9 protein-coding genes are annotated in these 12,127 nt (G+C 55.9%); 2 read left to right on the forward strand and 7 right to left on the reverse strand.

Translation table 11 applies throughout. The features are described 5' to 3' along the window. Nucleotides 1-218: 218 nt before the first annotated feature. From AC01ZF_RS08770 to AC01ZF_RS08800, 7 genes are all read right to left on the reverse strand, one after another. Nucleotides 219-2,381 carry a glycoside hydrolase family 65 protein gene (locus AC01ZF_RS08770; protein WP_424677584.1) on the reverse strand — a complete coding sequence of 721 codons (2,163 nt, stop codon included), beginning with the start codon at nt 2,379-2,381 and terminating at the stop codon, nt 219-221. Nucleotides 2,382-2,412: 31 nt separating this feature from the next. Further along, nucleotides 2,413-3,339 carry a carbohydrate ABC transporter permease gene (locus AC01ZF_RS08775; RefSeq protein ID WP_424677583.1) on the reverse strand — a complete coding sequence of 309 codons (927 nt, stop codon included), beginning with the start codon at nt 3,337-3,339 and terminating at the stop codon, nt 2,413-2,415. Between the two features lie 14 nt (nt 3,340-3,353). After that, nucleotides 3,354-4,244 carry a carbohydrate ABC transporter permease gene (locus tag AC01ZF_RS08780; RefSeq protein WP_424677582.1) on the reverse strand — a complete coding sequence of 297 codons (891 nt, stop codon included), beginning with the start codon at nt 4,242-4,244 and terminating at the stop codon, nt 3,354-3,356. Between the two features lie 255 nt (nt 4,245-4,499). Next, a complete protein-coding gene (locus tag AC01ZF_RS08785; protein ID WP_428113694.1) occupies nt 4,500-5,837 on the reverse strand; it encodes an ABC transporter substrate-binding protein in 1,338 nt (445 codons plus the stop codon). A gap of 199 nt (nt 5,838-6,036) precedes the next feature. Further along, complete coding sequence (locus tag AC01ZF_RS08790; protein ID WP_424677580.1) at nt 6,037-7,056, reverse strand: LacI family DNA-binding transcriptional regulator; 1,020 nt, start codon at nt 7,054-7,056, stop codon at nt 6,037-6,039. A gap of 86 nt (nt 7,057-7,142) precedes the next feature. Continuing rightward, nucleotides 7,143-7,403: a hypothetical protein gene (locus AC01ZF_RS08795; protein WP_476575296.1), complete on the reverse strand. Its 261-nt coding sequence runs from the start codon at nt 7,401-7,403 to the stop codon at nt 7,143-7,145. A gap of 152 nt (nt 7,404-7,555) precedes the next feature. Next, complete coding sequence (locus tag AC01ZF_RS08800; protein ID WP_424677489.1) at nt 7,556-8,989, reverse strand: cyclic nucleotide-binding domain-containing protein; 1,434 nt, start codon at nt 8,987-8,989, stop codon at nt 7,556-7,558. Between the two features lie 114 nt (nt 8,990-9,103). On the opposite strand from AC01ZF_RS08800, the gene AC01ZF_RS08805 reads away from it, so the two are divergent. Then, complete coding sequence (locus AC01ZF_RS08805) at nt 9,104-10,894, forward strand: aldehyde ferredoxin oxidoreductase C-terminal domain-containing protein (RefSeq protein WP_424677488.1); 1,791 nt, start codon at nt 9,104-9,106, stop codon at nt 10,892-10,894. A gap of 98 nt (nt 10,895-10,992) precedes the next feature. Further along, the gene (gene proB, locus AC01ZF_RS08810) at nt 10,993-12,105 is read left to right on the forward strand and encodes a glutamate 5-kinase (RefSeq protein WP_424677487.1); all 1,113 of its coding nucleotides are present in this window, start codon (nt 10,993-10,995) and stop codon (nt 12,103-12,105) included. Nucleotides 12,106-12,127 lie beyond the last annotated feature (22 nt).

Here is a 12,127-nt window from a genome sequence, read left to right on the forward strand (position 1 = left end):
AACGCAAAGGCGCGAAGTGCGCAGAGAACGCATAAGGATGTTAAACGCAAAGGCGCGAAGTGCGCAGAGAACGCATAAGGATGTTAAACGCAAAGGCGCGAAGTGCGCAGAGAACGCATAGGTTTTGGAATTGTTCGTATGACCACGCTTGTACCCAATCTCAAATATCTTTGCACCTTTGCGTTAAAAACCCTTCGCGTCTTTGCCTCCTCTGCGTTTTAGCCGATTGTATAGCTGCCATCCGGGTAGCAGGTGACGGTGTGGGTTTGCCCGCGCAAAGTGAAGCGGTAGGTCAACTGCCGCCAGTGGCTGGGCAGGCGCGGATGCACTTCCCACGTGCCGTCGGGGTGGATGCGGAGACCGCCAAAACCGAACACGACAGCTTGCCAGACACCGCCTGCTGAAGCAGCGTGGATCCCATCGCCGGCATTGCCGCGCACATCGCGGAGATCGGCGCGGGCCGCGCGAATGAAGTGCTCGTAGGCTTCGGCTACATCGCCCATCTGACAGGCAACGATTGCCTGAATCGGCGGGCCAAGCGACGATCCGTAGGTATGGTCGGTGCGTGGGGTGTAGTAATCATAATTGACCCGAATCTGGCTGTCGCTGTACTGCTCGCGTAAGAGGAATTGCAGCATCAGCACATCGGGTTGCTTGATCGCTTGATACTCGTTGGCGCCTTCGATGCCGAAGATTTCGTGCATTGACTTGGTACGCGGTTCGTACTCGGCCAGATTGACATCTTTCAGCGCGAAGAAGCCATCGAACTGTTCGATGAGTCCGTTAGGGCGCGTATTGATACACATCTTTTCGGCCACCGTCTGCCAGTGCTGCAAGCGTTCCGGCGTTAGATCGAGCTGTTGGCGAAGTTCGGCAGCTTTCTGCGGGGCGTGTTGTGTAAGCCATGCCAGTGTTTCAAGGCCGGTGCGGATGTTCCACTGTGCCATCAGGTTCGTGTAGGCGTTGTTGTTGACGTGATCGTGGTATTCGTCAGGACCGATCACGTCGGTGTAGCCATAGCAACCGCGGTCGGCTAGCCATTCGGCCCGTGCGACGAAGAATTTGGCGGTATCGAGCACAATCTCAGCGCCGCGTTCGATATACCACCCATTATCGCCGGTAGCCTGCCAGTATTGTTGTACCGCGTAAGCCACATCTGCCGAAATGTGAATCGCTAAATCACCGGTCCAGACGCGGGCAAGCTTCTTTTTGTCCTGAAAATCAGGTACCCACGTTGGTGTTACCTCTTCGCCGGTATCGGCACTCTCCCAAGCGTACCATGCACCCTCGTAGCCGGCGACGCGAGCCTTGGCGCGAGCAGCCGGTAGGGTTAGGTAGCGGTAATCGAGCAAGTTGCGCGCGATGTCTGGGGCAGTGTAGATGAAAAGCGGCAACATGAAGATCTCGGTGTCCCAGAACGCATGACCACGATAGCCAAATCCTGAGAGCGTTTTGGCGCCGATGTTCACGCGATTGTCGTGGCGAGGAGCAGCAATCAGCAACTGGAAGATACTAAAGCGCACGGCCAGGTCGGCCTCATCATCGCCGTTGATCTCGACGTGGCAGCGCTCCCACTCGCGCGTCCATGCTTCCTGCTGTGCGGCCAGCGTGCTCGCCCAATCGTGAGCCGCTTGCACGTGGTGGTGGGCAATGTCGAGTGGTTGATTGCCGTCGCGCGAGGTAGCGATGCCGACAAACTTTGTGACGACAATCGGTTGACCGGCATGCGCCGGATAGACCTGTTGCAGGGTGGGCACATTCTCGACATCCCAGAACGCGGTTTGGGCGGTGTCGCCGCGCAGACGCATCGCGCACGCCACCTCGATCCCACTCTTGCGGGTGCGGGTGCGCAAAAAGACGGTGCCATCGGTGAGTTGGCCTTGTTCGATCAATCGCCAGTGCAACAGCCCCTCGTTGTCGGTTTGACCATTGAGCGCAGCGCGGACCTCGATCTGGCCGTCAAATTCAGGTACGATCTCGCAGTGTAGCGCTAGCAGGTGCTCGTCGGCCAGTGATGCAAAGCGGGAGAATCGAATGGTTGCTACCCGACCCTGCGGCGAACGCCAACGCACCTCGCGCTGTAGCACGCCATTCTGCATGTTGAGTTCGCGCCGGTAGGCGAGGATCGTACCTGTAGCTAGCGAAAACTTCTCACCATCGAGAAGCACTTGCATTGCCAACCAATCGGGCGCATTAGCCAGTTCGGTGACCACAATCGGTGCGTCGTCGAAGACACCGTGGATAAACGTCGCTCGACGGTCGTTGGGATAGCCCTCTTCAAACGCGCCACGGGTCGCGAGATAGCCGTTACCAATGGTGAAGATCGTCTCTTTATGATGTTGTTGGGCTGGGTCGAAAGCATCTTCAGCAAGAATCCACATAATTCACCTTGTGCGTATAAGGTCGCCTTCTTTACCCCTCCTTCGAGCCGGTCGCAGCAATACTGCGCACAAAATATTGCTGGAAGACGAAGAAGATGATCAGAATGGGCAACGTATTGAAGATCGAACCGGCTAGAATGACCGAATAGAGCGTGTAATACTCGCCGCGGAACCACTGTAACCCGATCGGCAGGGTAAATTGTTCGGGTGAACGCAGGACCAGCAGCGGCCACATAAAGTTATTCCATGCGCCTTGGAAGGTCAGCAGCGCAAGTGTAATCAATTGGGTTTGGCTGATCGGCAGCACAATGCGGAAGAAGGTGCCCCAGCGGCCCGACCCGTCCATCATCGCTGCTTCTTCCAATTCCTTGGGGAACGACTTATAAAACTGGGTCATCATAAAGACACCGAAGGCGTCGGCAACACCGGGCAGAATGATACCCCATGGGGTATCGATAAGGCCAAAGCCGGTGGGAATGGTGAGATCACCGAGTTGGAAACCACCCCGAATCAGGCCGGGACCGATGATCAAGAATGAGGGAATGAGCGTCACAACGCCCGGCATCATCATTGAGATCAAGAGCAGATTGAACCAGAAGTTCTTGAGCGGGAATTCGATGCGGGCGAAGGCATAGCCGGCCATCGCGCAGAAGAGCACGCGAAAGACGGTGATGATCACCGAAATAAAGACGCTATTCCACACCCAACGTGGGAAAAGTTCAAATGTACCGAGAATCGTGATATAGTTTTCAAAGGTAAACGGGATCGGCGCCCAGATTGGCGGTGTATAGACATCGGCCACCGGCTTGAACGAGAAGACCAACGTAAAGTAGAGGGGCGCTACTGAGAGCACAGCCCAGAAGGCCAGCATCGCAAAGAAGAGATACTTGCGCAGTCGGTCGAAGAAGACGGTACGTGCATAGATCTGCGCTTGCGGTGAACTCGTTGTAACTGCCATCGTTTCGCACCTTTCTAACGCTCAGCGCCACTACCGCTGCCTTCAATCACGCGCCGCTGCAGCAGCGTCACCGCCAGAATGATCAGGGTGAGAATGACCGCCAACGCTGAAGCTTGACCCATTTGAATGCGTGTATCGCGGAAGGCCCACTTGTAGATCAAATAGGTGATGGTCGTAGTGCTGTCGAGCGGGCCGCCATTCGTCATCACAAAGATCTGGTCGAAGACCTGAAAACAGCCGATGACACCGACCGTCACGACAAAGAAAATGACCGGGCGCAACATCGGGATGGTAATGTAGAAAAACTTCTGCAAGCCATTCGCACCGTCAATCTCAGCCGCTTCATACACGGCCAGGGGAATATCTTGCAGACCGGCGAGAAAAATGAGCATGAGCGTGCCACTCGTGGTAAAGATGTTCATGCCCATAATTACGTAGAAAGCGGTGCGCGGATCATCGAGCCAGTTGACAGTAAGGCCGGTGATCTGGTTGAAAATACCCTGCGGCGCGAAGATCCAGATAAAGATGAGCGAAATTACCACCGATGATGTCACTGATGGCAGGTAAAAAATGGTGCGGAAGAAACGCTGGAAGCGCAGGTTTTGGTCCATCGCAAATGCCAGCACCAGGCTGAGAAACGTCTGGATCGGCACGACGATCAGCACATACTTAAAGGTATTGGGGAGTGCTTTACTCAAGAAGAGATCATCGGCGAAGACTCGCTGATACCCTTCAAAACCCCACCAGCGCGGCGGTCTGAGCAGGTTGTATTCGGTGAACGAGAGATAGACCGCGTAACCGAGCGAGATCAGACTAAAGATGATAAAGATGATCAACCATGGCGAGATAAAGAGATAGCCGTTCAGTGCATCAGCCCATTTACGACGCTGATTTGTCGCGCGCATATATTATCTCCCGTCAATAGTGGGTGAGCGTCTATCCTCCGATAGTACGCGCGATCCCGACTTGTGTCCGATACCCTGCTGTCATGGTGAGCTGCCTGCCAGAGGAAACCTGCCGCCTTGGGTACTTCAGCATCGATCGGGTTGTGGAGATTGTGGCGAACTACATCATACGCTCGCAGAAGCTCCGACCCCTATCGAACCACACGGCGTGTTGGTGTTTTTCCCACGCCGTGTGGTGCCTATACCATGCTGCTGTTACTTCATTGCCTTGCGGATAGCTTCAGCCGCCTGTTTCATAGCCTCTGAAGCTGGCTGGTTCTCTTTAAACATTCGCTCAAGCGCCTTCGACATCTGATCGTTCACATCGGAGCCGACTGCACCCCAGAAGAAGGGCTTCGCACCGAAGAACGAACCATTGAAGATAGCTGCCGAGTTCGGATTGTTTTTCAGGTAGTCGCTGTTTTGCAACGACTGACGCGATGGCAACGCAAAGCCACTCTCAAGCACCGTCTTCTGACTGGCTTCGCTAGTAAGGAAGTTGACCACCTTCCACGCCGCTTCCGGGTTCTTGGTGTTGGCCGAGATTCCCCAAGCCACTGTGAAGATCAAGTTACCCTCGCCACCCGGGCCGGCCGGCGGCATGACCACACCATACTGCGTGTTGGGAAACTGATCGCGCAGATAGGGGATCAACCAGCCACCCTCGTAAACCATTGCGCATTGGCCCTTGCCAAAGAGTGTACCCTGCCATCCTTCACCAAGGTCTGACGGTATCGCACCGATCTGGTTGGTGCGGAACGAGGTATAGAATTCGGCTGCTTTCACCGCCGGATCACTATCAAGCATGGTGTCGGTATAATCGGTGTTCATCACCATGCCGCCGTTCTGGAAGACGAAGACCGGGAACCGACCTGGATCGGGTGGCGTGCAGAAGCCGTAGATCGGCTTGTTCGGATCGCTCAGATCGGTCAGTGCTGCCGCTGCCTCGCGCAGATCGTCCCATGTCCAGTCGTCGGTTGGATAAGCTAGACCGGCTTTATCAAACAGCGCCTTGTTGTAGAACATACCAAGGGTGTTAAAGTCCTTGGGAATACCGTAGGTTTTACCATTGTAGGTAAAGGCATCGATCAGTGCCGGAATAAAATCGTCACGCGACACTCCGCTGCTTGCCATCAAGTCATCGAGAGGCAACAACGCATCGTTGGCGGCCAGCTCCAACCACCAGAAGATGTCAACATAGAAAATATCGGGTTCCGTCCCCGATGCAATCGAGGTCAAGAGTACCTGCTTATAGTCGCCAGTGATCGGCTCGTACTTGACCAGAATATCGGGGTTCTCAACCGAGAACTTATAGAGCAGCGACTCGAGCAGTGCGGTCTCTGCCGGGCTTGAAGCCCACCCTGACAAGCGGACGGTCACTTTTTCAGCCGGAACGACAACCGTCTCTTTGACCGTGACCGTCTCTTTGACGGTCACGGTTTCCCGTACCGTTTGTGGTGTCGGTGCCGATTGTTGGGTTGTAGTCTGACCACAGGCGCTCAGCGCCAATGCCAGTACGGCCAGAAGCATGAGGAATTTGATCGGGCGGTTCATACCTGCTCCTTCACTAGAAACGATTGAGATAGCGAGATGTATCCTTCGGTAAGAACAAACTTGTCTAAATAACCAAAAAATGTTTAGAGAAAATTAGTGTTTTAAGATCATTTTTACACCTCCTTTTTTGCAAAATAATAACCTATCTGATCAATCGGCAGTCGATGATCAGGTCAGGGAAGCAATGTGTCACGAATTGTCAGGACGAAGCGCGAATGATCAGGGATGGTTGCAGTAGGATATGTTTTTGTTCTGGTTCTCGCCCTTCAACGATTGCCACCAGCAGTTCGACGCATTTACGGCCGGCCTCAGCAATCGGCTGGCGCACACTGCTCAGTGGCGGAAAGAGATATTGCACCATTGGCGCATCATCAAAGCCGATGATAGCCAAATCGGTCCCTACCGTCAGGCCGCGTTCGCGGGCCGCGGCCATCGCCCCAATTGCCATCGTATCGTTCAGGGTCATGATTGCCGTTGGGCGACGTTCGGGCGAGAGATCAAGGAGATGCAACGTCATGGCGCGCCCGACCTCAAACGTACCTTCACCGCGCAGAATATAGCCCGTTTCAATCGGCAGTTGAGCGGTTTGCATCGCCTCAAGGTACCCTTGCAGACGGTCGTTACCAACGCGCGAATCTTCCGGCCACCCAAGGATCGCGATACGGTGATGACCACGCCCGATCAGGTATTCCACCGCTTGCCGCGTTCCCGCCGTACCGTCAATATCGACCCATGCGAAGTCCCAATCTGGATTTGAGCGACCGAAGGCCACGAAGGGGAACTTCTGCTTGAGCAAGAATTGGATACGGGGATCATTGTAATTGATACTCGACAGCACGAAGCCATCAACATTACCACTACGGATCAGATCACGGTAGATATCGATTTGCGATCGGTCTTCAGAGAAAGGGAAGGGTAACACAAAATAATTAACCGCACCGGCCTCACGCACCATACTACTCAAGAACTGGTCGAGAATATGATTAACTTGGCCGGGTTCGGTTTGGGTCCACGAATACCCGATCATAAAGCTACGGCCGGCCCGCATATTACGCGCAATGCGATTAGGCCGGTAGCCTAGCTCTTGCACCGCCGCCTGAATCCGCTCCATCGTTTCGGGCGCAACCTGCATTTCACCGTTCAGCACCTTCGAGACGGTTTGGTAACTGACCCCGGCGCGCGCCGCTACATCTTTGAGCGTGACTTTCGTGGCTGTCATAGACCGTTTGATTCATCAAGGCGAACGTTCGCCTTTATCATACATCTCCTGTCAGCAGTTGTCAAGAGGAAAAGGCGAACGTTCGTCTAACGACATGAAGTGTGTGGTGGGGAATCGGTCGGTGATGGGTGACGGAGCAACGGGCTGTCATCTGACCGCCGCACGGTACCGGTCGGTAACGGGCTGGCGTCGCAGCGCTGGGCAGCGATGCAGCATCGGTCAGGGAGCGGGCTGGCGACGGCGCAGCGGGCGACGGCACGGCACCGGTGCGGGCAGCGGACAGTTGTCGGTGCAGCACCGGTCAGGGCAACGGGCTGGCGACGGCGCAGCGGGCTGCGGTACAGCATCGGTCAGCAACGAGCAGCCGACAGAGCGCTGCACGGCATCGGTCAGGGCAACGGGCTGGCGACGGCGCAGCGGGCTGCGGTACAGCATCGGTCAGCAACGAGCAGCCGACAGAGCGCTGCACGGCATCGGTCGGTAGTGAGGAGCAATATTCCTACACCGGCACAATCTCTTCGACGGGAGCCAGTCGCAGATTACCAATAGGGCATGCGCTGACGCACGCAAGATCGGCGTAGCCAAAACAGAGATCGCACTTGTCGGCGCGATGCGTAGGGATGCTAGTGGCCAAGGGAATAGTTGGGCGGATTCGCTGTTGCCAGCGACGGAAGAGATCCCACAGTGGGCCGGTCTGATATTTGGCACGTGGGACGGTTTGTACCGCATCGTAAGGGCAAGCTGTAACACATTCTCCACAGCCGGTACAGCGGTTGGTAATCCGTAATGCACCGGTGTCAACACGTTCGATCGCATCTTCAGGGCACGCTTCGACACATTCCGCACCGACGCTGCACTGACGACAATTATCAAGCACATCAAACCGCTCGATCGGTGTGCCATTGAGGTGGAGGCGACTGTGTCCGTGACGTGACGCACAGCCAGTCTCACACAATCGACAGCCCGGTGGGCAGCGAGCAGGATCGCGAACAAGAATGTGAGTAGCGCGGAGGATGCCTCGGTGGACGGCAAGTTCGATATCGCGGGCGCGGGCAGCATCGCTCCGCACCGCAGCCGAATGCTTCAGACGACGTTCGGCAATGGCGCGCAGTTCGGTCTCAAGCGCCGGATATTGGTTGATGAGACGGTAGAACTCAGCACCGGGTAGTTCGAGCAGATCGGTGGTGGTGAGGGCGCGGGTGGTCGCTCGATGAGGTTCGCCGGTCAGTAGTGAGATTTCACCAAAGAGATCACCTTCGTTGAGGATGGCAATCGTTTGTCCACTTTGCTCAATCACCACTTGCCCATTCTCGATCAGGTACAGTGAGTCGGCCGGCTCGCCTTGTTTGACGATTACCGTGCCGCGTGGCACGTGGCGCGGCTGTAATCGGGCCGCGATAGAAATGCGTTCAATGGGCAGAAGTTGGCTTAGTATCGGGATACGCGCTAACGTGGCTTCTACCATCCGTCGTCGATACACTTTGCGGAGAGCGGTTGTAAGCAGTGGTAGCGCGGCGAGTTCCTCGCGTAAGGTAGTAATATCGATTTGTAATAGGTAGCACGTATCTTGGGTAAGTGCACTCATATGACGGAAGAACTTGCCGAACAGTGGACCTTCGCCAAAGCAATCGCCTTGCCCTAATATACCCATCAAGACTTCACGCCCGTCTTTGTCACGCAGTCGCAACTGTAATGATCCCCGCAGCAGGAAGAAAAGATACCGATAGCCACGCCGTTGACCAATCACAGTCGCACCGCTTGGAAAGACGCGAAAGACGCCCAGTTCATAAAGAGTAGTTAGCTCAGTGGTCGATACCCCGCGCAGACAGTCCAACACTGCTAAAGCAGCGATGGCTTGTTGCTGGCGTTGTTCGCGGTGCGCAGTGCGCCCTTGATCGCGCCGGTTGCGCATGGCGTGTTTGAGCGATGACATACTCAGCTCTGGTACAATGGCGATGATATGGTAATGTGATGGAATTTTACCATACACAATGCCTAACAGCGGTATAATAGAACGGCGAAAATCGCACCCACACAGGAAACTTGCATGCCGTTGCGCAGTCTTACCGTTGATCTTGCTCGCGGCCACGCCCGCCAACTGTTACCCGCTGAAGTGGAACGCGATTATCTGGGTGGTCGTGGCGCTATTGCGTGGTTGCTCTGGTATCAATTAGAACCGGATACACCACCACTGTCGGCTAACAATCTGCTGATCTTTGCGGCTGGCCCGTTGGCCGGTAGCTCCGGTTACGCTACTGGCGGTTTTACCGTCGGTACTCGCTCACCGTTAACCGGCGGTATTGCCTATGGGTGGGCGCCGGGGCACTGGGGGGCAGCTCTCCATCGGAATAATGTCGATGTCTTAATTATTCGCGGGGAAGCACCTGACTGGTGTTACCTCCTGATCGATGGAGATACCGTTCGCCTGCGTTCAGCTCGCCACCTCGTTGGGCGTGATACCGTAGCGACTGCGGCGACACTGAGTGCTGAACTAGGTGGTGATGTGCGGGTGTTGGCGATTGGGCCTGCCGGTGAAGTCGGTGTAGCCTATGCCAGTATTGTCGCTGAAGGCCAGTATCTCGTTGAGCCGGCCGGTACCGGTGCTGTAATGGCCGATAAAAAGCTGAAGGCGATAGTGGTTCGTGATCGGGCACCACTGCCGGTGGCTGATGTGGCACGTATGCAGAGCGTGCTTCAATCGATCCAGCAGCGGGGTGAACGTCATCCGACGGCAAACGCTATCCGCGCTATCGGGAGTGCCGGTTTGTTACCGGCGGCGATCAAGTTAGGTGCGCTGACCAGTCGAGACGCCCGGACCCCGGCTGATGGCCTGGCTATCGCTCGGATGTTTAGCGAGATAGCCCGTCGTGGTGGGCGCCAAGAGCGTGGTTGTGCCGGTTGTCCGCTACCCTGTTATATCGATCTGCGTACTCGTACCGGTGAGACGCATCCCCTCCCTAGCCTTGAATTAATTGCCGGTTTTGGCGCTCGTGTGGGGATTACCGACGCCGATACAATGCTGACAATCGCCGATCGTTGCTTGCGGTTGGGTATCGATCCGGCGGCAGCAGCAGCGGCAATTACCTTTATGACCGAGGCACAAGATGAAGGCTTAGTGCGACAGCGCACGCTCAACTGGGGTGATGGCGCCGCCGTGATCGCTGCTCTCGACCGGATGAGCCAACGTCGAGAAAAGCGCGATATCTTATCGTTAGGTGTCGGTGAGATGCAGGAGGCGGTATGGGGATCGGCAGCGTTTGCACCCCAAGTAAAAGGCTTGGCAATGCCGGCGCTTGATCCACGTGCGTTGACTGAGATCGGATTGGCGATGGCAACCAGCCCGATCGGTGGTGATTACCGATATGCGATGGCCTTTGAAGAATTGGTGGCAGAACCGCCGGCATGGTTGCCACCACCGGCGAGTGGGCCGCGTGAAACTGAAGGCAAAGCCCTGCGCCTGATCTGGCACGAGCGGTTTGCTGCTGCGCTCGATGCGAGTGGCATGTGTCGACGGCTTGGCCTGATGGCGTATCAGGTGACTCCCGGTGAACTGATCGCGCTCCTCGGTGCGGTCAGTGGTCGCACAATTAGTGGGGTCGATCTGGTGCGGATCGGCGAACGGATCGTGACCCTCGACCGGATGTTTACCCGTCGCTACGCCGCCAACAGCCAAGATACGCTGCCCGACCGTTACCTACGCGAACCGTTGAGCAGTGGTCCGACGGCCGGCTATACCCCACCACTCGATGTGTTGTTAGCCGAATATTACGCACGCCACGGCTGGGATTCCGCCGGCGACCCGACACCGGCCCGCTTGGCCGAATTGGGCATCCCCTAACATCCATCGTCGTAGAGGCGCACGGCCGTGTGCCCCCCAGGTGGCGTTATCATCGGCCAAATTCGGATCATGACCATCGTATTGAAACCACCACCGATATGACCAGATTCGTTGTCAAATTAGGCACAAGTGTGCTCACTGCCGGTACCGACCGGCTACACCGGCCTTATTTTGTCGAATTGGCCCGTCAAATCGTGCGTCTGAAAGCAGACGGTCACGAAGTCGTGTTGGTCTCGTCAGGCGCGATTGCTGCCGGTAAAGAACGTCTTGGCGCCGATCCTCGCCGGCGGAGCAATATTCCGCTCAAGCAAGTGTTCGCTGCGGTGGGTCAGAGCCGATTAATGCACATCTACGAACAGATTTTCGATCTCTACGGACTGCAAGTGGCGCAAGCGTTACTCACCCGTGACGATCTGCGGGATCGCCGACGCTATCTGAATGCCCGTAATACCCTTAACCTTTGCCTTGCGCAAGGAATTGTGCCGATTATCAATGAGAATGACGCGGTGGTAACCGCCGAGATTCGGGTTGGCGATAACGATAATCTCTCGGCGCTGGTTGCCGGCTTAATCGATGCTGACCTGCTCTTGATCCTCACCGACATTGCCGGATTGTTCAGCGCCGATCCGCGCACCGATCCGACCGCCGAACTGCTGCGTGAGGTACCGGTAATCGACGAACGAATTTGGGCAATGGCCGGTGGGAGCGGTACGCATCGCGGCACCGGCGGGATGCAGACCAAAATACAGGCTGCCGATCTGGCTACCCGTTCAGGAGTGGCGGTTGTCATTGCCGCCGGTCACGAACCGGATGTGATCGTCCGGGTGGCAAATGGTGAACGGATTGGAACGTACTTCCCGGCGACAACCTCACATCCTGATGCTCGCCAGCGTTGGATTTTGGCCGAAACTGTGCGCCATTCCAAGATTGTGATTGATGAAGGGGCTGCAACGGCCCTGATCGAGTATGGGAAGAGTTTGTTGGCTGCCGGTGTTCGTGAGGTAAGCGGTGAATTTGATCGCGGCCAAACAGTACGCATTTTTGACCTCGCCGGGCGAGAGATTGCACGCGGGTTGACCCAATATCGTTCGAGTGATCTTCGTCTGATCGCCGGATTACGCTCGCACCAGATTGGTCCAGTTTTAGGGTATGATTACGGGCCAGAGATCGTCCATCGTGACGATATGGTGGTGTTAGTGACAAAGGAGTAGAGGATACTTCCTCCTCCAATAC

The organism is Chloroflexus sp., from assembly GCF_056331925.1.